A 21,499-nucleotide genomic window follows, 5' to 3' on the forward strand; every position below is an offset into this window, starting at 1 on the left:
CGGCACCAGGCGCCGATACGTCCCCGAGCGGGGCGCACCCGCACAGGAGACGGGTCCAGATCGGCGTTTTCGGCGCGCAGGCGTACTCACGTACGCCGAGCACCGAAAACGTCGAGATGGGCCCGTATCCGAAGCGGGTGAGCCCCGCTCCTCAGCCGAGAGAGACCCAAACGGACTTTAGCTGCGTCAGCTCGTCGAGCACCGCGCGGCCGTTCTCTCGCCCGAAGCCGGACTGCTTGTATCCGCCATACGGGCTCGCCGCGTCGAAGCGGTTGTACGTGTTGATCCAGACCGTGCCCGCCGAGAGGCGCGCGGCCAGCGCGTGCGCCTTGCCGACGTCGCGCGTCCAGATGCCCGCCGCGAGGCCGAACTCGGTCGCGTTCGCGACACGCGCGGCCTCCTCCACGTCGTCGAAGGGGAGGACCGCCAGCACGGGGCCGAAGATCTCCTCGCGGGCGACGCTCATCGACGGGGAGACCGCCGAGAACACCGTCGGCTCGACGAAGAACCCCGGGCCCTCGCGGCGCCCGCCGGTCTCGCGGCGCGCGCCCTCGGCCGCGCCACGGTCGATGTAGCCGAGCACCTTCGTGAAGTGCGCCTCCGAGACGAGGGGGCCCATCTGCGTCGACGGATCGAGCGGATCGCCAGGGACCAGCCGGCGCGCGCCGCTCGTGACCACCTCCAGCACGCGGTCGTGCACCGCCCGCTCCACGAGGAGCCGGCTCCCCGCCGTGCAGAGCTCGCCCTGGTTGTAGAAGATGGCCGTCACCGCCGCCTTCGCGGCGCTCTCCACGTCCGCGTCCGCGAAGACGATGTTGGGGCTCTTGCCGCCCAGCTCCAGCGACAGCTTCTTCAGCGTGCCCGCCGCCGCGCGCATGATCGTCCTGCCCGTCTCCGTGCCGCCCGTGAACGAGATCTTCGCGACGCCCGGGTGCTCGACGAGCGCCGCCCCCGCCTCCTCGCCGTGCCCCGTGACGACGTTGACGACCCCCGGCGGCACCCCCGCCTCCGCGAGGATGCGCGCCAGCTCCAGCGTCGTGAGGCTCGCCTCCTCCGGCGGCTTGACGACCACCACGTTGCCCACCGCGAGCGCGGGCGCCACCTTCCGCGCCGCGAGCAAGAGCGGGAAGTTCCAGGGGATGATCGCGCCGATGACGCCGAGCGGCTCGCGCACGGTGTAGTTCAGGAACGGACCCCGGACCGGGATCGTCTCGCCGCCGAGCTTCGTCGCCCACCCGGAGAAGTAGAAGAACGTGTCCGCCGTGCGCGGCACGTCGATCGTCCGCGCGGCCGTGATCGGCTTGCCCGTGTCGAGCGCCTCGAGCCGCGCCAGCTCCTCGCACCGCGCGAGGATCAGCTCCCCCGCCTTCCACAGGATGCGCGCGCGCTCGTTCGGATCCATCGCCGCCCAGCGCGGAAACGCCGCGCGCGCGGACGCCACGGCGGCGTCCACGTCCTCGCGGCGGCCGCGGGCGAGCCGCGCGAGCGCCCCGCCCGTCGCGGGGTTCGCGGTCTCGAACGTCTCGCCCGAGAGCGCCTCCCTCTCGGCGTTGTCGATCCAAAGCCTCTTCACCGTCTCGCGCGTGTCACCCATGCCCCCGTCGTAAACCCGCGCACCCGGGCGCGGCAAGCGGCGATGACACGCGCCCCGGCGTGCGGGATACTCGCGCTGCCTATGGATTTCTCCGATCGCCCCACGCTCCCGTCCGTCCCTCCGCGAAGAGTCGTCACCGAGCTGCCCGGGCCGAAGGCGCGCGCCTGGATGGCGCGCGGCGGCTTCGACATGCAGTCGAGGTACCGCGCGGTCGTGATGGACGACATCGCGAGCCGCGGGTGCTCGCTCGTCGACGTGGACGGCAACGTGTTCCTGGACCTGTTCGCGAACTTCGCGCTCGGGGCGCTCGGCTACAACCACCCCACGCTGGTCGAGGTGGCGCACCGCGAGGCCTTCATCCGCGCCGTCGCGAACCCGACGTCGACGCCGTTCGTGACGACGCCGGCCTGGTTCGAGTTCGTGGAGGCGCTCGAGCAGCGGTTCGCGCCGCGCGGCATGGCGCGCGTCTTCTGCGTGGACGCGGGGGGCGAGGGCGTCGAGTCCGCGATCAAGGCGGCGTTCATCCGGCACGGCGAGCGCCGGCGGGAGGCCGCCGGGCTGCCGAAGAACCCGCTCGAGCTGCCGGAGCCGATGCAGAAGAGCATCCTCGACAACGCGGGCACCGACGCGGTGGTCGTGTCGTTCGCCGGTGCGTTCCACGGCCGGGGCCTCGGGCCGATGTCCGCCACGCACTCGAAGGTGATTCACAAGGCCGACCTGCCCGCGTTCCCCTGGCCGACGGCGCCCTTCCCCGCGAGCCGCTTCCCGCTGGCGCGCTTCGCCGACGAGAACGACCGCGCCGAGGCGGAGGCCCTCGCCGCGCTCGAGCAGATCCTCGACGCGCACGACGGCCGGGTGGCCGCCGTGATCGTCGAGCCCGTGCAGTCCGAGGGGGGCGATCGGCACGCGAGCCCGGCCTTCTTCCGCCGCGTGCAGGAGCTCGCCGGGAAGGCGGGCGCGGCGCTCATCCTGGACGAGGTGCAGACCGGCATGGGGATCACCGGCACGCTCTGGGCGCACGAGCAGCTCGAGCTGCCGCGCCCGCCCGATCTCATGTGCTTCGGGAAGAAGATGCAGATGGGCGGGTTCTTCGCGACGTCGGCGTACGACGTCGCGCAGTTCGGGCGCATGTACCAGACGCGCAACGGCGACCGCGCGCGGTCCGCGATCGCGCTGGCGACGCTCCGCGCGATCGAGTCCGAGGATCTGCTCGGCAACGTGCGCGCCACGGGCCGCCACTTCCTCTCGCGGATCGAGGAGCTCTGCGAGCGCTACCCCGCGCTCGCGAGCGAGCCGCGCGGACGCGGCTTCCTGCTCGCGTTCGATCTGCCGACGACCGCGGCGCGCGACGATTTCCTCTCGCGAGCGCTCCGCCGCGGGGTGTTCGCGAGCTACACGGGGACGCGCTCGGTGCGGCTGCGGCCGCACCTCATCACGACGGTCTCGGACGTCGACGAGGCGATCGGCGTCTTCGACGCGGTGCTGCGCGAGATGGCCGGATGATCGTCGATCCGCGCGACGTCTGCCCGGGGGAGGGGCCGGAGAAGGTCGCGCGGGCGCTCGCGCAGTTCTCCGTGGACGAGGCGCAGGACGGCGCGGCGTTCGACGAGGGCTACCGGGCGCTCGACGCGGTCTTCGGGCCGAAGGGCGAGCTCGAGCGCCGCGAGGTGCTCTGGGCGTGGCTCACCGGGGCGCACACGGACGCGGGGGCGCCCATCTCCGCGACGTACCACCTGCTGCTCGCGCGCGACGCGGAGGGGCACCTCGCCGGCGTGCGCGATTGCTACGTCACGCTGGACCGCGCGGCGCGGCGCTGCGTGGCGCTCCTGTCGCACGCGCTCGTCCTGCCGCCCTTCCGCCGCACCGGGCTCGCCGCCCTGCTGCGCGCGGCGCCCGTCGCGCTCGCGCGCCGCGCGATCGGCGACGCGGGGCTCGCAGGGGGCGAGGGGGCCGGCGGCGACGGCGCAGAGGTGATGCTCGCCGCCGAGATGGAGGCCGTCGACCCGGACGACCGCGACACGGTGGTGCGGCTCATCGCCTACGGGCGCGCGGGGTTCGCGATCGTCCCGCCAGACGTGCTCCCGTACGCGCAGCCCGACTTCCGCGATATCGCGGCGCTCGGGGTCACGCCGGTGCCGCTGCCGCTGCTCGCGGTGGTGCGCCAGGTCGGCGAGGAGGAGCGCGACGAGATCCCGCGCGCCCGGGCCGAGTCGTTTCTGCGCCATTACCAGGCCGTCCACGCGCGCGAGGTGAGCCCGAGCGAGCTCGCGCCGATCCGCGAGAACGCGCTCGCGCGCCTGGCGGCGTTTCCGGGTGAGCGCGTGCCCCTGATCCGGATCCCGCGGGGGCCGGCGGAGGTCGCGGGGTTCGCGCCCGTGCTCCGGAGCGCGGTGATGCCCCTGTTCCCGCCGGCGTGGCGCGGCAAGGCGCCGCTCGACGCGCCGGATCGGGAGCTCGAGAGGCTCTGCGCGGCGTGGTCCTCGGGATAGCCGGGGTCAGGCGTCCCCGGGGCTCCGCGACCCGTCGCAGGCGCCGGCTGTTCGGCCGAGATCCCTGTGAGGGCTCCGCCCGGGGCGCGTCGGAGCGCGGTTGGCGGCGGCCAGGCGGGCGGCTCCACGCGAATCCTGCTCGGCGGGTCGCCGCGGGCTACGATTGAGAGCACCGGACACGCCGCCATGCCGTCAAGCACAGCCCACATCTCGATACGCACGATCACGGGCGAGACCGCCTCGGACGCCGAAGATCTGCTCGCCGTTGAGGAGCCGCTCGAGATCATCGTCGTCGCGCGCGCCCCCGGGGACGAGCGCCGCGCCGAGCGCCGCCTCGGGATCACGATGCGCACGCCCGGCAACGACCGCGAGCTCGCGATCGGCCTCCTGTTCGCCGAGGGCGTCATCTCCCGCGCGGCCGACGTGGTCGCCGTCGAGGAGGCCGTCGGCCCCTCGGGCGACCTCGTGCGCGTCACGCTCGGCGATGACGTGGCCGTCGATCTCGGGCGCACCGAGCGCGCCCTCGCGGTCGCGAGCGCGAGCTGCGGCGTCTGCGGCAAGGCGTCGATCGACGTCGCGGCGCTCGCGCCCCCCTCGCCGCTCGCGCGGGGCGTCCCCCGGCTCGCGCCGGGCGTCGTGCACGGGCTCGCCGCGCGGCTCCGCGGCGCGCAGGCGGTGTTCGGGCGGACCGGGGGGTTGCACGCGGCGGCCCTCTTCGACGCGAGCGGCGCGCTCGCCGATCTCCGCGAGGACGTCGGGCGCCACAACGCCGTCGACAAGCTGATCGGCGCCGCGCTGCTCGCGGGGCGGCTGCCCGACCCAGGCGCGGTGCTCATGGTCAGCGGGCGCGCCGGGTTCGAGCTCGTGCAGAAGGCGCTCCGGGCCTCGATCCCGGTGATGGTCGCGGTGGGCGCGCCCTCGAGCCTGGCCGCCGAGCTCGCGGCGGCGCACGGGATGACGCTCGTCGGCTTCGCGCGCGATGGGCGGTTCAACGTGTACGCCGGCCGGGAGCGCGTCGAGGTCCCGGTCGCGGTCCCGGCGGAGGCCGCGTCGTGACGGCCCGCGACGTGCTGCGCGGCGTGCAGGTGGAGCCGCCGCTCGAGCCCGAGGCGCCCAGGATCGGCGAGCGCAGCGCGGCGGCCGGCGGGCTCCCGGCGGTCGGCGCGACGCTCCGGCACGCGATCGGCGAGATGGGGGTCGCGCGCGCCGTGCGCACGCTCCTCCGCGTGAACCAGGGCGAGGGCTTCGACTGCCCCGGCTGCGCGTGGCCCGAGCCCGAAGAGAAGCGCTCGGTCGCCGAGTTCTGTGAAAACGGCGCCAAGGCGGTCGCCGAGGAGGCGACGCTCCGCCGGGTCACGCCGGAGTTCTTCCGGGAGCACAGCGTCGAGGCGCTCTCGCGGCAATCCGACCACTGGCTCGGCAAGCAGGGGCGGCTCGTCCACCCGATGCTGCTCGACGAGGACGCGTCGCATTACCGCCCGGTGTCGTGGGACGAGGCGCTCGACGTCGTCGCCTCGTCGCTGCGCGCGCTCGGCTCGCCGGACGAGGCCGTCTTCTACACGTCGGGCCGCACGAGCAACGAGGCGGCGTTTCTCTACCAGCTCTTCGTGCGCGAGCTCGGGACGAACAACCTGCCCGACTGCTCGAACATGTGCCACGAGTCGAGCGGCGTCGGCCTGCGCGAGGCCATCGGCGTGGGCAAAGGGACGGTATCCCTCCACGATTTCGAGCTGGCCGACGCGATCTTCGTCGTCGGGCAGAACCCGGGGACGAACCACCCGCGCATGCTCTCGGCGCTGCGCGAGGCGCGGCTGCGCGGGTGCGAGATCGTGACGGTGAACCCGCTCCCCGAGGTCGGCAACGAGCGCTTCCAGCACCCGCAGCACCCGCTCGATCTCGTCGGCTCGGGCGTGCCGCTCTCGACGCTCTTCCTCCAGGTGCGCATCAACGGCGACGTCGCGCTCTTCACCGGGATCATCAAGGAGATGCTCGAGGAGGAGGAGCGGCGGCCGGGCGCCGTGCTCGATCGCGCGTTCATCGCGAGCCACACCCACGGCTTCGAGGCGTTCGCGGGCGCCGTGCGCGGCGCGGCCTGGGACGACATCGTCGCGCAGAGCGGCGTCCCGCGCGACCAGATCCGGGCTGCGGCCGAGATCGCGATGCGCTCCGAGCGCACGATCGCGTGCTGGGCCATGGGCCTCACGCAGCACCAGAACGCCGTGGCCAACGTGCAGCAGGTGATGAGCTTCCTGCTCCTTCGCGGCAACGTCGGGCGGCCCGGCGCCGGCGCGTGCCCGGTGCGCGGGCACAGCAACGTGCAGGGCGACCGGACGATGGGCATCTGGGAGCGCCCGCCCGCGGAGCTCCTCGATCGGATCGAGCAGAACTTCGGCTTCTCGCCGCCGCGCCGCCACGGGCTCGACACCGTCGCCGCGATCGCGGCGATGGCCGAGGGGCGCGCCCGCGTCTTCTTCGCGCTGGGCGGCAACTTCCTCTCGGCCACGCCAGACACGGCGCTGACCGCCCGCGCCCTCGCCCGGTGCGACCTCACCGCGCACGTGTCGACCAAGCTGAACCGGGCGCACCTCGTGACGGGCAGGCGCGCGCTCATCCTGCCTTGCCTCGGCCGCACCGAGCGCGACGTGCAGGCCGGAGGCCCGCAGTTCGTGACCGTCGAGAACTCGATGGGCGTCGTCTCGAGCTCGCGCGGCAGCCTCCCGCCGGCCTCGGAGCTGCTGCGGAGCGAGGTGGCGATCGTCGCGGGCCTCGCGCGCGCGGCGCTGGGCGCGAGATCGCGCGTGCCGTGGGAAGAGCTCACCGCCGATTACGACAGGATCCGCGACCTCATCGAGCGCACGATCGACGGCTTCGACGACTTCAACGCGCGCATCCGGGACCCGCGCGGCTTCGCCCTGCCAAACGCGGCGGCGCGGCGTGAGTTCCGCACGGCGACCGGCAAGGCGAACTTCGTGATCCACCCGCTCCCGCGGCACGATCTCGAGCCGGGCGAGCTCCTGATGATGACGATCCGCAGCCACGACCAGTACAACACGACCATCTACGGGCTCGACGACCGTTACCGCGGCGTCCGAGGCGGGCGCCGCGTCGTGTTCATGAACGCCGAGGACGCGGCCGAGCGCGGCCTCGCCCAGGGGGACCTCGTCGACGTCACGAGCCGCTTCTCCGACGGGCAGCGCGTCGCGCGCGCGTTCCGCGTCGTGCTGTACTCGATCCCCCGCGGCAACGTCGCGGCCTACTTCCCCGAGGCGAACGTGCTCGTGCCGCTCGGCAGCATCGCCGAGAAGAGCCACACGCCCGCGTCGAAATCGATCGTGGTGCGCGTCCGGGCGGCCGTCGCGACCGACGGATCTGCGTGACGCTCCGCCGCTCCCGTTGCATTGGAGTCCGACCATGAACGCCCCGACCCACATCCCCCCGCCCATCCCCGGCGAGCCCGAGCGCGCCTCGATGCGCACCGCCATCCCGGGGCCTGCGTCCGAGGCGCTCCGCGCCCGCCACCATCGCTACCAGGACGCGCGGCCGATCCACTTCTATCAGGACGCGCGCAAGAGCCTGGGCAACTACATGGTCGACGTGGACGGCAACGTGCTGCTCGACGTGTACGGGCACATCGCCGCCGTGCCCATCGGCTACAACCACCCGGACCTGCTCGCCGCGTGGCGCAGCGGCCGCTTCGACTGGTGCGCCGGATACCGCTCCGCGCTCGGCGTCGCGCCCGCGCCCGAGTGGGTCGACCTCGTCGAGAAGACGCTGATGCGCGTCGCGCCGAAGGGGCACACGCGCGTCTTCACGTTCACGACCGGCGCGGAGGCGGTGGAGAACGCCCTCAAGGCCGCGTTCATCCGGCTCGCCCGGCGCCGGCGCGGCGGCGCGCAGCCGAGCGACGGCGATCTCGCCGCCGCCATGCTCAACCGGCAGCCCGGCGTGAACGCCTTCAAGGTGCTCTCCTTCGAGGGCGGCTTCCACGGCCGCAGCATGGGCGCCCTCTCGGCGACGCGGAGCAAGCCGATCCACAAGCTCGACATCCCCGCGTTCGACTGGCCCGTCGCGCCGTTCCCCGCGAGCCATTTCCCCCTCGCGGCGCACGCCGAGCAGAACCGCGCCGCCGAGGCGCGCTCGCTCGAGGCGGTCGAGGCGGCGCTCGACGCCCACCCGGACGAGATCGCCGCGGTCATCGTCGAGCCGATCCAGGGCGAGGGCGGCGACCGCCACGCGAGCCCGGCCTTCTTCCAGGCGCTCCGCCGCCTCACCGCGGAGCGCGGCGTCGCGCTCATCATCGACGAGGTGCAGACCTGCGGCGGTGGGACCGGCGCGCTCTGGGCGCACGAGGCGTGGGACCTGCCCGAGCCGCCGGACATGGTCACGTTCTCCAAGAAGATGCAGCTCGGCGGCTTCTACTGCCGCGAGGAGCTCGCGCCGATCGAGCCGCTGCGCGTCTTCAACACCTGGCTCGGCGACCCCCTCCGCGGCGCGCAGCTCGAGGTGATCCTCGAGGTCATCGAGCGCGACCGGCTCCTCGAGAACACGCGGACGACCGGCGAGCGCCTGGTCGCCGGCCTCGAGGACCTCTGCCGGCGCTACCCCGCGGTGCTCTCGGGCGCCCGCGGCAGCGGCACCTTCGCCGCTGTCGACTTCCCCCACGCCGCCCGCCGCGACGCGGCGCTCACCGCGCTCCGCAACCGCGGCCTCGAGGTGGGCGGCTCGGGCGAGCGCACGCTCCGCTTCCGGCCGGCGCTGATCTTCGCCCCGCGCCACGTCGGCGAGGCGCTCGATCACCTCGAGTCGGTCTGCAAGTGACCTCTGACGCCGCCGCCTCGCCCCCGATCCGGGTGTTCCACACGCCGCGCTATTTCGCGGACATCGGCGAGCACGTCATGCCGATGCGCAAGTTCGCCCTCGTGCGCGAGGCGATCGAGCGGAGCGGCCTGCCCGCGCGCATCGAGGAGCCCGAGGCGGCCTGTGACGAGGACCTCCTGCGCGTCCACGCGCCCGGGTACGTCCAGGCGATCACGACCGGCGAGCCCCGGGCGCTGGCCGAGTCGCAGAAGTTCCCGTGGTCGCCGGCGCTCGCCGGGGCGGTGCGCTTCACGAACGGCGGCTGCGTCGCCGCCGCCGCCGCGGCCCTCGAGGACGGCCTCGCGGGCAACCTCGCGAGCGGCTTCCACCACGCGCACGAGGGCCACGGCGAGGGCTTCTGCACCTTCAACGGCCTCGTCGTCGCGCTGGAGCGCGCGCGCGCCGAGGGGCGCATCCGCCGCGGCCTGGTTGTCGACATGGACCTCCATTACGGCAACGGCACCGCCTCGCTGCTCGCGTCGCGCCCCTGGGCGTTCCAGCTCTCCATTTACGGCAACTGGTACAAGCAGAACAAAGCGTACCGGGACGTCGAGGGCGAGCGCGCCCCGGACACGGAGAACTGCTGGTCCGTCCCGGTCCCGGGCGGGAGCGGCGGCGCCGCCTACCTCGAGATCCTGGAGCGGCACCTCGGCCCGGCGATCGATCGCGCCGCGCCCGACCTGATCCTGTACCAGGCCGGCGCGGATCCGTTCCGCGAGGACCCGTACTCGCCGCTCGACCTGACGCACGACGATCTCTACGCGCGGGACGAGATCGTGTTCCGGGCCGCGCTCGAGCGAGGCATCCCGATCGCGTGGGTGCTCGCGGGTGGGTACACGCCCGACGTGAGCCGGGTGGTCGAGGTGCACCTCCGCACCTTCATCGCGGCGGCGCGGGCGAGGGAAGCGGCGGCGCGCCCGGGGTGACCTCCGCCGACCTGCGCCCCCTCAGGCAGGGTACCATCGCGCGATGGCCGACCTGAACGACCCCGCCCGCCTGGCCGAGCTGCGCGGCGCCGTGCTGCGCGCCGACGCGGACGCCATCCTCGACGCCTGCGTGGTGCGGGCCGCCAAGCTGGCCCGGTCGCCGATCGCCGTGGTCAGCCTGCTCGTGCGCCATGTCCAGCTGCTGCGCGCGCAACACGGGCTTCCCCTCGAGCTCGCCGTGAGCTGCGCGACGTCGAGGAGCAACTCCTTCTGCCAGCTCGTCGTGCTCGACGAGGTGCCGCTCATCGTCGACGACGCGCTGCGCGACGAGCGCGTCCCGAAGGAGCTCGTCGAGAGCTACGGCATCCGCGCGTACGCGGGCGTGCCGGTGCGCGCGCACGGGCACGTGCTCGGGGCGCTCTGCGTGCTCGACGTCGTTCCGCGCCGCTTCGACCAGCGCATCGTCGGCGCCCTCGAGCAGCTCTCCATCGACGTCTCCGGCCGGCTCTCCGCGCTCACGCTGAGCGAGGCCCCGCTGGCCAGCGCCGACGTGCAGGAGCGCCTCGTCCGCGTCGAGCAGGCCACGCGCGTGCTGGAGCGGGCGCTCCTCGCCCTCTCGCCCGTCATCGCCGCGGCGCAGGTGGCGACGGCGGGGCCGCGGGTCGACGCGGCGCGGGCGATCGACGCGTCGCGCGCGACCCACGTCACGCCGGCCAGCCTGCGCGCGGCCGTCGCGTGCTGGCGCGACATGGGCCCCGTCGCGGAGGAGCTCTGCCAGGAGGCCGCGGCCATCGAGAGCGCCTCGCCCTGCGAGACGGCATCCGGGCTCGCCACGGAGGCACGGGCGATCGCGCGGAACCTCGCCGAGATCGGCCCGCTCGTCCGGCTCGCCGAGGGGGTGCTCGACGGGACGCTGGGAGAAGCCGCCGCGGCCAAGGGGCGGGCGCTCGTGCTGCGCGGCGCGCTCGACGCCCACGAGGCCGCCTCCGCGGCGGTGCAAAGGCTCCGCGCGGACGCCCTGCGCGCGCGGGCCGCGACGGCCGGCCCCGGGAGCGGCGGCGCCGCCGCTCCGCCCGGGGCGGCGTGATCAGCGCGGCGCCGTGGTGATCACCGCGGCGGCAGGGTCGACGCCGGCGCCGGCACCTCGCGGGTGATCTCGCCCGCGTCGGCGCCGTCCGGGATCGGCTCCGCGCCTGGCGAGAGCGGCGTGCCCTCCCAGGTCGCGGTCTTGTCCCGGCTCCCGTAAACGAACGGCGGACGGGTCTCCAGCTCCCGGGCGATGCGGGCGAGCTCCTCGTCGAGGTGGCGCGGGTTCGCGAGCAGCTTCTCGCGGATACCGCTGTTGAGGTAACCGCGGACGTCGGGGCTGTCCGGGTAGTACTTCGTGAACACGTTGTGCCGGAAGAGCGGTTTCAGCCGGTGCAGATCCCTGGGCCCCGTCGGCAGCGGCAAGAGCTCGACGAAGCTCTTCCGCTTCGCCCGCTCCTCCAGCCGGTCGAGGACGAGCTGGAGGCTGTTCTCGAGCAGGTGCGGCGCGCAGTGATCCGCGAAGTCGTCGTACAGGAGCCGCATGAGCGCCCTCGCCTCGTCGATCGGCAGCTGCGCCTGCCGCTCGCGGCCCATGCGCCGCACGAGGACCATGAAGGGAGACGGCTGGTTGCCGGTCGAGCGGATCACGTCGGGATCGCGGAAGTCGGGCTGGCGGTAGGGGAAGTGGCGCGGGTTGATCGCGTCGAACCCGCCGCGGCCGTAGAACAGGATGCGCTGCCACGACAGGCGCTCTTCCGGCGTGAAGTACTCGACCTCGGCCGCGAGATCGACGTTCATCCCGAAGTACTTGCCCGGGGCCGAGGGCGCGGGGAGCGTGATCTTCCCCATCGCGTGGAGGTCGGTGAGGTACTGCATGGCGAGCTCGACCGGCGAGATGCGCAGCCAGTACGACAGCACCGTCCCGCGCGCCTCGGGGAGCATGAAGATATGAGCGAGGTAGATGACGCAGAGGTCCGGCGCGTACGCTGGATTGATGAGCACGGTGCCGTCGCGGACGCCGCGCACCTTTCCGTCCGCGTCTCGCGCCACGAGCAGGAAGTAGCGCATGTAGGTTCCCGACGGCTCGGGCGTGAACGGGTCGTCGCGGAGGAACGCCTCGATCGCCTCCTTGCGCTCCATCTCTCCATGAGGACCGAAGCAGTCCCAGAGGACCTGATACGCCGCGTCGAAGTCCGGGTCGGAAGGATCCTCGATGGACCAGATCTGGTATTTGCGGGTTTCGCGCTCGATCATCTCCACCACGTCCTGGTGGAAGAGATCCTTCATGCAGAGCCGGACACGTCGCTTCAAGCAGGGCTCCCGGGGTTCATGGTGCCAGAGGCGCATTCCTCTGATAGGTGATCATCGTGGCTCGCGCAGCGCTCGTTGGCACGCACTCGTACTCGCACATCGATTCCGCGCGCTCCGTGTGGAGCGAGGCGGGCCCGGTCTATGAGCCCGTCCCTCCGCTGCGCGCGGACGCGGCGGCCGATGTGGCCATCATCGGAGGAGGGTTCACCGGGATCTCCACCGCATACCATCTAATCCGCCGATTTCCGAGCCTCCGCGTCATGATCCTCGAGGCGCGTCATCTCGCGAACGGCGCGAGCGGGCGCAACGGGGGGATGATGTTGAACTGGATTAACGGGGTGGGCTCTCGCGATCCGGAGCTCACGCGCCGCGTGTACGAGACGACGCGCGCGGGAATCGACGGCATCGTGGGGATGATCCAGGAGCACGACCTCCCGGTGCGCCACCGCCGCGACGGATGCATGGAGGTGCTCACCGACCCGCGCCGGGCCGAGGCGGCGCACGCGCGGGTGGAGCAGCTGGCCCGCTGGGGCATTTCGCTACAGTACCTGGACAGCGCGGCGCTCTCGAAGCGGCTCGGGATCCAGGGCGCGGCCGGGGCCGTGCTGGACGCGACCGAGGGGCAGCTGAACGGGGTCGACCTGCTGCGCTGCCTGCGCCCGCTGCTGCTCGCGTGGGGGGTCGCTGTCCACGAGGACACGCCGGTGCTCGGGATCCGGGAGGGGCGCACGATCGAGCTGACCACGCCGGGCGGCGTCGTCCGGGCCGCGGCCATCGTGCTCGCCACCAACGGTTACACGCCGCGCCTCGGCTACTTCAAGAGCGGCATCTTCCCGCTGCACTCGCACGTGATCGCGACCGAGCCGCTCGACGCCGAGGCGCGCGCCGCGCTCGGCTGGGGGCAGATCGCCGGCTTCAGCGACGACCGCGACCGGATCGCATACGCCAGCATGACGCCCGCCGGTGAGCTCGTGTTCGGCGGGGGCAGCAACGCAGCGTATGCCTACCTCTATGGGAACAAGACCTCCTACCCGGGCACACCCGAGTCGGCTGGGCCGGCGTTCGAGGCCATCCGGCGCCGGCTCACCGGCTATTTCCCTGCGGCCGAGCGGCTGCGGATCGCGCATCGCTGGACGGGCACCCTCGGCATCACGATGAGCCGGCTCTGCAGCATGGGGGTGCGGGGCGAGCACCGGAACGTGTACTACGCCCTCGGCTACAGCGGCCACGGCGTGACGCTCGCCAACCTCGCGGGCCGCGTGCTCTGCGACATCTACGCGGGCGACGACGTGCGGTGGCGGGATCTGCCGTTCTACATGGCCCCCCTCCGGGGCGTCCCGCCCGAGCCGCTCCGCTGGCTCGGCTATCACGCGTACACCAAGCTGACGGGGCGCTCGCCGCGCAAGGCGGGCTAGAGCGGCTAGCGCGGGGGGCCCGCCGAGCAGGCTTGCGTGGCCGGAGCGCGGGGCGCTATTCGATGCGGGGCCATGTTCTGCGCGCGCTGCCACCGGGAGTACGACGCGGGCCATCGGTTCTGCCCGTACGACGGCGCGGAGCTCACCGAGGGCCGGCGCGTCGATCTGTTCCGGTACAAGCCGACCCGGCTGCGCGGGAGCATCCTTGGGGAGCGCTACGAGGTGCGCGGCTACCTTGGCAAAGGGGCGATGGCGCGCGTCTACCTCGCGGTCGAGATCGAGACGGGCCAGCCGGTCGCGATCAAGGTCCTCGAGGAGTTCGCCGCCCGGGCGGAGCGGACGCGCGAGCGGTTCGTGCGCGAGGCGCAGAGCGCCGCGATGATCGGGCACCCGAACCTCGTCCGGGTGCTCGACGCTGGCACGCGCGCGGAAGACGGCGCGCCCTACCTCGTGATGGAGTACCTCTTCGGCGAGTCGCTCGGCGACTGGCTCCGGCGCGAGCGCCGCATGGACGCAGACCTCGCCATCCCGGTGCTCTCCCAGGCCGCGTCCGGGCTCGCCGCCGCGCACCGCGCCGGGATCATCCACCGCGACGTGAAGCCGGACAACATCTACCTCGTGGGCCCGCAGGGCGACCCGTACGCGGTCAAGGTGCTCGATTTCGGCCTGGCGAAGATCCAGGCCGCCGACCTCATCACGGCGACCGGAACCGCGGTGGGCACCCTCGAGTACATGGCGCCCGAGCAGGTCGTGAGCGACCTGCCCGACGCCCGCACCGACGTGTACGGGCTCGGCGTCGTCATGTTCCGGGCCTTCACCGGGGAGCTCCCGTTCCCTCGCTCGGAGCAGTCGGAGCTCCTCGCCCGGCAGCTCGTGACCCCGCCGCCCCGCCCCTCGGAGAAGCGCCGGAGCCTCGACCCGCTGCTCGAGTCCGTGATCCTGAAGGCGATCCGGAAGAGCCCGAACAACCGCTATCCCTCGATGGAAGCGTTCCTCGAGGATCTCGAGCGCCTGGCCGGCGATCGGGACGGGCCGCTCTCGGCCGAGGAGCCGCTACGGGAGCCCAGCGACATCTATCTCCCGCAGGGATCGTTTGCCAGGAACGCGGCGATCTACTTCTATAGGCGGCTCGGCATGGAAGCCCCACGCTTCGACTGATACCGACACCACCTCCCGCGGGCGCTTCCCGCCACCCAGGAGATCCGATTGCCATGGCCTACTCTGCTGCATTCCGATGCCTGACCGGTTGTGCCGGCAGCTACCCGCTGACGCAGCCCCTCTACCGTTGCCCCACCTGCGGCGGCTTGCTCGACGTCGCCCACAATATCGACGCGCTTCGCGATCGGAGCCCCGCGACGTGGATGAAGCTCTTCGATGAGCGCTACAAGCGCACGGTGTGGCCCTACGGCTCCGGGGTCTGGGGCAAGCGGGAGTGGGTCGCGCCCGAGGTCCCGGACGAGGCCATCGTGTCGATGGACGAGGGGGGCACGAACCTGTTCTGGGCAGACCGCTACGGCAAGACGCTCGGGCTCGACGACGTCTGGGTGAAGCTCTGCGGCAACAGCCACACGGGGTCGTTCAAGGACCTCGGCATGACGGTGCTCGTCTCGGTGGTGAACAAGGCGATCCGCGAGGGCCTCGAGGTGCGCGCGATCGCGTGCGCGTCGACGGGGGACACCTCGGCGTCGCTCGCGGCGTACGGCGCGGCGGCCGGTCTGCCGGTGGTCGTGCTGCTGCCGCGGGGCAAGGTGTCGACGGCGCAGCTCGTCCAGCCGATCGCGTCGGGGGCGCTGGTCCTCTCGCTGGACACCGACTTCGACGGCTGCATGGCCATCGTGCAGCGCCTCTCGGCCGACGGCGTTGTCTACCTGGCGAACTCGATGAACGCCCTGCGGCTCGAGGGCCAGAAGACCGTGGCCATCGAGATCGTGCAGCAGTTCGACTGGACGCTGCCCGACTGGGTCATCCTCCCGAGCGGCAACCTGGGCAACGCCTACGCCCTCTACGCGGGCTTCAAGATGCTGAAGGACCTCGGCCTGACGACGCGGTTCCCGCGCCTCTGCGTGGCGCAGGCGGCGCGGGCCAACCCGCTCTTCAAGGCGTGGTCCGAGGGGCGGAGCGAGGTCGAGCCGATGAAGGCGGGGGAGACCCTGGCGAGCGCGATCCAGATCGGCAACCCGGTGAGCGCGCCGAGGGCGATGCTGGCCCTCAAGGCGATGGACGGCGTCGCGGAGGAGGTGACCGAGGACGAGCTCTGCGACGCGGCGGCCCGCGCCGATCGCACCGGCATGTACACCTGCCCGCACACGGCGGTCGCCCTCGCCGCGCTGGAGAAGCTCGTGAAGAAGGGCGTCGTGGAGAGGCGCCAGCGGGTCGTCGTGGTCTCGACCGCGAACGGCCTCAAGTTCACGGAGTTCAAGGTGAAATACCACGAGCGCGCGCTCGCGGACGTGACGAGCCGGCTCGCCAACCCGCCGGTCGAGCTGCCGCCCGACTACGACCGCGTCCTCGCCGCCCTCGACAAACACGCCGCGCAGACCAGCAAGCGCTGAGCTGGACGCCGCGCGACGCCGCCGCTACCGGCGCGCCCTCGCGCGGCGCCGCCGGCGCCGTCCGCGCGCGCCCGCGGAGGTCATCGCGGAGGCGATGCCGTTTTGCAGGGTGTTGTGCGTGACGATGCCGCTCATGTCGACGCCGATCTCGACGAGCGTCCTGGCCACGTCGGGGCGCAGGCCCGTGATGATCACCTCCGAGCCGAGCAGTCGCACCGCCGTCGCGGCGCGCAGGAGCTCGTCGGCGCACGGGCCGTCGATCCGCGGCACGCCGGTGATGTCGAGGATCGCGACGTGCGCGCGGCGGGCGGCGACGCCGCGGACCAGCGTCTCCTGCACGCGGCGCGTCCGCTGGCTGTCGAGGGCGCCGACGAGCGGCATCACGACGATGTCGTCGCTGATCGGGATGAGCGGGGTCGACAGCGCCGCGAGGATCTCGTTCTGTGCCCGGAGGGCCTCCTCCCGGGCGCGCCGCGCCTCGGTCTCCGCCTCGGCGCGCTTTCGCTCCGTGATGTCTCGCACGATGACGACCGCCTCCGCCCGATCGCTGCCGGCGATCCGGACCTCGTAGTCGCGCGAGCCACCTGCCAGCTGCTCCTGGTACTCGAAGACGTGCGTCGCCTCGTCCGCGAGCGCTCGCGCCACGAGGCCGGTGATCTGCTGGGCCACGTGGGCGGGGAACACGTTGGCGACGTGCCTGTGCAGGAGATCCTCGGCGCGGAGCGAGGGCCTCGGATCCCGGGAGGCCTTGAAATCCAGGCAGATGCCGTCGCTGTTGATCCGGAGGATCGTGTCGGGGATGGCGTAGAGCAGCGCGCGGTTGTTCGCCTCGCTCCGGCGCAGGGCCGCCTCCACGCGCTTGCTGCCGATGAAGTGGCCGGCCTTGGCGGCGATCGCGAGCAGGACGTCGAGCAGCCCCGGATCGGGCGCGCGCGGCTCGGCGTCCATGAGCTCCAGCACGGCCGCGACCTGCGCGTCGGCGCGGACCGCGATGGGGAGCTCGACCGCGAAGCGGAGGCCGGCGCCGCGCGCCGCCTGCGCGCGCGGATCGTCCGCCTCGGCGTCGAGGTCGCTGAACCAGGTCGGCTCCCCCTGGGCGAGCGCGCGGCCGGGCAGCCCGGCGTCGCGGGCGAACCGCGCGCCCCGGGTCGCCGCCTCGAGCGCGATCGAGTCGTCGGGCGCGGCGCTCCAGGTGTGCTCGCAGCGCAGCCCTTCGCTCTCGTCGTCGCCGAGCCACAGGGCCGCGAACCGGAAGCCGAGCGTCTCCCCGAGCGCGCCGAGGAGCGCCGGGACGCCCTCGGCGAGCGTCGTCGACTCGACGAGGATCCGGGTCACGGTGTACTGCGTCGACACCTTGTAGTTGGCCTCGGCGAGGGCGCGGCGCTGGTTCCACTTCTCGGTCAGCGCGAAGGCCATCTGGCGGACCTCGCTCGGGTCGAACGGCTTGGCGAGGATGAGGAGGTTGTCGGTCTGCCCGAACCGGGCGGCGATCTCCTCCCACGAGTCATCCGAGTCCGCCGCGCAGAGGACCGCCTGGATGGCGCCGTCTTCCTTCCAGATGCGCGAGAGCGTCTCGATGCCGTCCCACCCCGGCATGCGCGCGTCCACGAACACGAGCGCGTACGGCGCGCCGCTCTGCTGCGCCTCGCGGACCTTCGCCAGCCCCTCCTCCCCGCGGGTCGCGGACGTGAGCTCGAACCTCACCGGCCGCCGGGCGGGCAGCTCGCGGAACAGCGTCGGCTGAGGGCTCGCCAAGGTCGAGCCCTCAGGCTCCGATCGGAGGATCCGGCGGAAATCCTCGTGGATGGCCTCGTCGTCGTCGATCAGTAAAATGCGCCGGTTCTGCTGCCAGCTGGGATCCCCCATCACCGAGTCCTTGGAGCGTGAGTCCGGGTCTTGGAGCGGGGCGTGTCTTCGTCGCACGAAGCTGCACCCCGCTCTATTCAACGGGAGGCGTGCCCTCGCCGTCTACGGGCGGAGGAGACGGCGGCCGTGTGGGGGACTCGTCCTCGGTGGAGGGCGGAGGCGGTGGCGGGGGCATCACAGGGGGCTCGTGCTCCTCGCCCTCCCTCGGGGCGGCCTCGGAGGCGCCGAGGGGCATGTTGACGCCGCCGGGCTTCCTCGTGGTCGTGGCCGGGCTCGCGCCTGGCGTGCGGCCTCGAGCGGCGGGTGACTCGGCCGCGTGCGGATCGAACCGGGGCCTCTTCAGCGGGCCGTGGACGTGCCAGCCGTAGAAGCCGTCCGCTCGCTTCGACCGCTTCATCTTGGGCTGCTGCATCTCGATCAGCCCGGGCACGCTCGACCCCGGCGCGCCGAGCAGCGATTTCGTGAGATCGCTCTTCGATCGGTAGGCGTCGGTGAACTTGAAGCGCACGTAGAGATCCGCCGTGGAGTTGTTCCACGGCTCACGCATGTTGACCTTGCCGTCGCCGTCGAGCTCGAGATCCTGGCCGTTCGCGGACATCTTCGTGACCTTGAGGACGCCGTCCTTCGCCTCCGCCGACAGGAGCAGCTCCCCCAGCTTGGCCTCCGGCAGCGCGATGAGCCCCTGGATCTTCGTCTTGCCGTCGCCGACCGAGACCTCCTTGGCCGAGACCTCGAGCGCGCCGTTCGCCTTGTTGAATTTGCCTTCGGGCGCGCTGAGATCGAGGTTCGCGCTCAGCGTGCCGGCGATCGGCAGGCCAAGGATGTCCCCGAGCGGACCCACCTTGGCGAGCTCCACGTTCGAGACCTCGACGTGGACGTCGCCGCCCGATCGGCCCATCGGGACCACGCCCTCGATCTCGCCGCCGAACACGCTGGCCCAGAACGAGATCCGCATCCGCCCGATCAGGAGGGGCAGGATCTTCATCCGCGCGTGCGCCTCGTCGATCTCGATGACGCTCGGCTTCGGCGCGCTGTCCTTGGCGGCGTCGCCCGAGGTGAAGGCCGCGGCGCCGCTCGGCCGGCTGCTCGTGCCGAGCTCGCCCGGCGGCAGGATGAGCCGCACACCCTTCATCTCGACCCCCGTGAACCAGTACGAGTCGAGCTCGTCGATCTCGAGGCGCTGCGCCTGGCTCGGTCCCCGCTTCTGCTGCGTGCGGTCGAACTCGGCGATCAGCCGGTCCTTGAGCCGGTCGTAGGGGAACGTGAGGTAGCCGAAGAGCCCCAGACAGAAGAGGTAAAAGAGCGGGTAGGCCGCCCATCTCGCGATCTTGATGAGCCGCGCCTTCATGGCTCTTGCTCCTCTTCCTCGGCGGGGGGCGCCGACGGCGCGGGGGTCGCCGGCTGGGGCTCGCCCTTCCGGTCAAACGCCGAGATGCCGAGCTCGACCTCGTAGGAGTCCGGCTCTCCGGCGCGCGGCTTGAGGTTCAGCTTCGTCACCGCGACCGGGTGGCCCGAGCCCTCGATGTGCTCGAGCATCTTCGCGAGCCCGAGCATCCCGATCCTGTGCATCTTCACCACCGTGATCCGCTCGTTGTACTTCTTGCCGTGCGGGACGTCGGGGCGATCCTGCGACTCGGCGGCGGTGAGCTGCTGCTGCTTCGCCGCGTCCTCGATGAAGCCGGCGAGCGCGGGCGCCGGCCGCGCGTAGCGCGCGAGCAGCGCGTCCTTCAGCGCCTTGCGCTCGCTGACCTTCCCCGAGGCCTCGTAGATCGACTGGAGCAGATCGCGGATCTCCTGGTTCTCGGCGCGCTTGCTGGACGCGACGCTCGCGAGCCCGATCGGCACGAGCAAGAGGACGATCACCGCCAGGAATCCGAGGAGGATGGTGAGGAGCCGGCGCTCGCGTGGCTCCAGCTTGTCGAGTCGCTCGCGGAGCGTCATCGCGATCCCTCCGGCTTCTCCGGCGCGCCGGCCGAGGCGCTCTCCGCCGCGTCAGCGGCGCCGGGCTTCTTCTTCTTCGTCTTGTCCTCGCACTTGAGATCCAGCTCGAGGACGTACTTGTGCTTGCCCTCCGTGAACTGGCTCGTGCGGCCGACCTTCACGTCGCGGAAGCAGCGGTGCTCCTTCATGTGATCCGCGATGATCTGCGCGTCCGACACCGACGGGACGACGCCCTGGAGGGTCACGTGGCCGCGGTTCACGTCGAGCTCGAGCACGTCGTGCGTGATCTCCTTCGGCACGGCCTTCGAGAGCTGCACCATGACGTCGAAGGCGTCGACGCGGGGCATCGGGTCCTCGTCGGCCGCGCCGGGGCCCTGCTCGAGCAGCTCCCGGGCCTTCTGCGGGTCGCTCGTCTCCTCGCCGAGCACGTCGTGGGAGGCGGTCGCGAGCGAGGCGGTGAGCAGCTCCCGCTCCGTGTCGAGGGTGCGCAGCTCCGCGACGATGGAGAAGCCGAAGCTCAGCGCGATGACGGTGCCGAGGCCGGCGAGGATCGGGATCTTCTCGCGCAGGAACGGGTAGCTGCGCTCGGCCTCGAGCGCGCCCTTCCGGAGGTTGAACCCCTTGGTCTTCGGCGTCAGCCCGAGCGCGAGCCCGAGCGCCTTGGCGAAGCGGGGCAGCGCCGCGGCCTGCTCGGGCGTGAGCCCCTCGATGCGAGGGGTCGGCAGCGGCAGGATCGTGAGGCCGAGCTGCGTCGCCAGGAACGCCTCCGCGCCCTGCGCGGTGGCGCCGCCGCCGACCAGGTACATCCCCGCGAGCGGCTCGCCGCCGAGGTTGCGCCACGCCGCGAGCGTCTGGCGGAGCTCGCGCGCGAGCGCCGGCGCGGTGCCGGGGAGGCCGGCCGTCCCGCGCGACAGCGTCCGGGCGAAGACCGGCTCGCCGCCGGCGACGATCACGATCTCGGACGTGAGGTAGTCGAGGTCGAGCAGGGCGATCGGCGCGGCGGCGCCGGCCGGTGATGGCGCGGCGAGCTCCGGCATCACCGCCTCGAGGTTGGCGAGCGCCACCGCGCCCAGCGCGACCCGCTCCGGCTCGAAGCCGAGCGCCTCCTTCACGACGGCGATGCGCTCGCGCACGTCGTCCGCGCGCGCGACGGCGGCGAAGACCGGCAGCGTCTCCACGCCGGGCGGCCGCTTCAGCAGGCGGTGGTCGAAGACCGCGTCTTCCATCTCGAACGGCACCGTGGCCTCGAGCTCGAAGCCGAGGACGTTCTCGATCTCCTTCTGCGCGGCCGCCGGCAGGTCGAGGCGGCGGTAGAACGATTTCTCCCCGGAGAGCGCGATCGCCGCGGCGTCGGGGCGGTGGAGCCCCACGGCGGCGCGGATGGCCTCGGCCTCGGAGACGGCGTCCGTGACGGCCGCCTCGCCGAGGGCCTCGACGAAGACCCTCCTGTACGTGGTGCGGATGAGCGCCGCCCGCACCACGGATTTTCCAGCATCTATCCCGAGCAGCCTGTGCATTT

At 72.5% G+C, this 21,499-nt stretch carries 16 protein-coding genes; 10 read left to right on the top strand and 6 right to left on the bottom strand.

Features of this window, described 5'->3' with window-relative positions; translation table 11 throughout:
- Positions 1-151: 151 nt before the first annotated feature.
- A complete protein-coding gene (locus tag WME79_RS49560; RefSeq protein ID WP_437530234.1) occupies positions 152-1,594 on the bottom strand; it encodes an aldehyde dehydrogenase family protein in 1,443 nt (480 codons plus the stop codon).
- Positions 1,595-1,762: 168 nt separating this feature from the next.
- On the opposite strand from WME79_RS49560, the gene WME79_RS49565 reads away from it, so the two are divergent.
- The 7 genes from WME79_RS49565 (at position 1,763) to WME79_RS49595 (ending at position 10,953) form a co-directional block, all read left to right on the top strand.
- Entirely contained in the window at positions 1,763-3,097 is a 1,335-nt protein-coding gene (locus WME79_RS49565; protein ID WP_437530236.1) for an aminotransferase class III-fold pyridoxal phosphate-dependent enzyme, read from the top strand.
- A complete protein-coding gene (locus tag WME79_RS49570; protein WP_437530239.1) occupies positions 3,094-4,083 on the top strand; it encodes a hypothetical protein in 990 nt (329 codons plus the stop codon). Before WME79_RS49565 ends, WME79_RS49570 begins: the two co-directional genes overlap by 4 nt.
- A gap of 186 nt (positions 4,084-4,269) precedes the next feature.
- The gene (locus tag WME79_RS49575; RefSeq protein WP_437530241.1) at positions 4,270-5,139 is read left to right on the top strand and encodes a formate dehydrogenase accessory sulfurtransferase FdhD; all 870 of its coding nucleotides are present in this window, start codon (positions 4,270-4,272) and stop codon (positions 5,137-5,139) included.
- Positions 5,136-7,460, top strand: coding sequence for an FdhF/YdeP family oxidoreductase (locus tag WME79_RS49580; RefSeq protein WP_437530244.1), 2,325 nt, complete (start codon positions 5,136-5,138; stop codon positions 7,458-7,460). Before WME79_RS49575 ends, WME79_RS49580 begins: the two co-directional genes overlap by 4 nt.
- A gap of 34 nt (positions 7,461-7,494) precedes the next feature.
- Positions 7,495-8,901 (top strand): aminotransferase class III-fold pyridoxal phosphate-dependent enzyme, encoded by a 1,407-nt coding sequence (locus WME79_RS49585; protein ID WP_437530247.1) that lies wholly within the window; start codon positions 7,495-7,497, stop codon positions 8,899-8,901.
- Positions 8,898-9,866, top strand: coding sequence for a histone deacetylase family protein (locus WME79_RS49590; protein ID WP_437530250.1), 969 nt, complete (start codon positions 8,898-8,900; stop codon positions 9,864-9,866). Before WME79_RS49585 ends, WME79_RS49590 begins: the two co-directional genes overlap by 4 nt.
- A gap of 43 nt (positions 9,867-9,909) precedes the next feature.
- A complete protein-coding gene (locus tag WME79_RS49595; protein ID WP_437530253.1) occupies positions 9,910-10,953 on the top strand; it encodes a GAF domain-containing protein in 1,044 nt (347 codons plus the stop codon).
- 20 nt (positions 10,954-10,973) lie between these two features.
- Here the strand turns inward: WME79_RS49595 and WME79_RS49600 are convergent, their stop codons facing one another.
- On the bottom strand, positions 10,974-12,206 hold the full coding sequence (locus WME79_RS49600; RefSeq protein WP_437530256.1) for a hypothetical protein: 1,233 nt from the start codon (positions 12,204-12,206) through the stop codon (positions 10,974-10,976).
- A 116-nt stretch (positions 12,207-12,322) separates the two neighbouring features.
- On the opposite strand from WME79_RS49600, the gene WME79_RS49605 reads away from it, so the two are divergent.
- From WME79_RS49605 to thrC, 3 genes are all read left to right on the top strand, one after another.
- Complete coding sequence (locus WME79_RS49605; RefSeq protein WP_437540102.1) at positions 12,323-13,621, top strand: NAD(P)/FAD-dependent oxidoreductase; 1,299 nt, start codon at positions 12,323-12,325, stop codon at positions 13,619-13,621.
- A gap of 72 nt (positions 13,622-13,693) precedes the next feature.
- Complete coding sequence (locus tag WME79_RS49610; RefSeq protein ID WP_437530258.1) at positions 13,694-14,779, top strand: serine/threonine-protein kinase; 1,086 nt, start codon at positions 13,694-13,696, stop codon at positions 14,777-14,779.
- Positions 14,780-14,832: 53 nt separating this feature from the next.
- Positions 14,833-16,173 carry a threonine synthase gene (thrC, locus tag WME79_RS49615; RefSeq protein WP_437530261.1) on the top strand — a complete coding sequence of 447 codons (1,341 nt, stop codon included), beginning with the start codon at positions 14,833-14,835 and terminating at the stop codon, positions 16,171-16,173.
- Between the two features lie 24 nt (positions 16,174-16,197).
- Here thrC and WME79_RS49620 read toward each other — a convergent pair whose 3' ends face one another.
- From WME79_RS49620 to pilM, 4 genes are all read right to left on the bottom strand, one after another.
- The gene (locus WME79_RS49620) at positions 16,198-18,039 is read right to left on the bottom strand and encodes an STAS domain-containing protein (protein WP_437530263.1); all 1,842 of its coding nucleotides are present in this window, start codon (positions 18,037-18,039) and stop codon (positions 16,198-16,200) included.
- A 73-nt stretch (positions 18,040-18,112) separates the two neighbouring features.
- On the bottom strand, positions 18,113-19,387 hold the full coding sequence (gene gspN / locus WME79_RS49625) for a type II secretion system protein GspN (RefSeq protein ID WP_437530266.1): 1,275 nt from the start codon (positions 19,385-19,387) through the stop codon (positions 18,113-18,115).
- Positions 19,384-19,980: a hypothetical protein gene (locus WME79_RS49630; RefSeq protein ID WP_437530268.1), complete on the bottom strand. Its 597-nt coding sequence runs from the start codon at positions 19,978-19,980 to the stop codon at positions 19,384-19,386. Before WME79_RS49630 ends, gspN begins: the two co-directional genes overlap by 4 nt.
- Positions 19,977-21,497 (bottom strand): type IV pilus biogenesis protein PilM, encoded by a 1,521-nt coding sequence (pilM, locus tag WME79_RS49635; protein WP_437530270.1) that lies wholly within the window; start codon positions 21,495-21,497, stop codon positions 19,977-19,979. Before pilM ends, WME79_RS49630 begins: the two co-directional genes overlap by 4 nt.
- Positions 21,498-21,499 lie beyond the last annotated feature (2 nt).

The organism is Sorangium sp. So ce726, assembly GCF_051521405.1.
Lineage (GTDB): Bacteria > Myxococcota_A > Polyangia > Polyangiales > Polyangiaceae > Sorangium.

What these genes read in the sequence shown, in the direction of transcription:
- WME79_RS49620 (WP_437530263.1), bottom strand. Translation starts at nt 18,039, where the DNA reads ATGGGGGATCCCAGCTGGCAGCAGAACCGGCGCATTTTACTGATCGAC.
- WME79_RS49630 (WP_437530268.1), bottom strand. Translation starts at nt 19,980, where the DNA reads ATGACGCTCCGCGAGCGACTCGACAAGCTGGAGCCACGCGAGCGCCGG.
- WME79_RS49570 (WP_437530239.1), top strand. Translation starts at nt 3,094, where the DNA reads ATGATCGTCGATCCGCGCGACGTCTGCCCGGGGGAGGGGCCGGAGAAG.
- WME79_RS49560 (WP_437530234.1), bottom strand. Translation starts at nt 1,594, where the DNA reads ATGGGTGACACGCGCGAGACGGTGAAGAGGCTTTGGATCGACAACGCC.
- WME79_RS49610 (WP_437530258.1), top strand. Translation starts at nt 13,694, where the DNA reads ATGTTCTGCGCGCGCTGCCACCGGGAGTACGACGCGGGCCATCGGTTC.
- thrC (WP_437530261.1), top strand. Translation starts at nt 14,833, where the DNA reads ATGGCCTACTCTGCTGCATTCCGATGCCTGACCGGTTGTGCCGGCAGC.
- gspN (WP_437530266.1), bottom strand. Translation starts at nt 19,387, where the DNA reads ATGAAGGCGCGGCTCATCAAGATCGCGAGATGGGCGGCCTACCCGCTC.
- pilM (WP_437530270.1), bottom strand. Translation starts at nt 21,497, where the DNA reads ATGCACAGGCTGCTCGGGATAGATGCTGGAAAATCCGTGGTGCGGGCG.
- WME79_RS49575 (WP_437530241.1), top strand. Translation starts at nt 4,270, where the DNA reads ATGCCGTCAAGCACAGCCCACATCTCGATACGCACGATCACGGGCGAG.
- WME79_RS49585 (WP_437530247.1), top strand. Translation starts at nt 7,495, where the DNA reads ATGAACGCCCCGACCCACATCCCCCCGCCCATCCCCGGCGAGCCCGAG.
- WME79_RS49595 (WP_437530253.1), top strand. Translation starts at nt 9,910, where the DNA reads ATGGCCGACCTGAACGACCCCGCCCGCCTGGCCGAGCTGCGCGGCGCC.
- WME79_RS49565 (WP_437530236.1), top strand. Translation starts at nt 1,763, where the DNA reads ATGGCGCGCGGCGGCTTCGACATGCAGTCGAGGTACCGCGCGGTCGTG.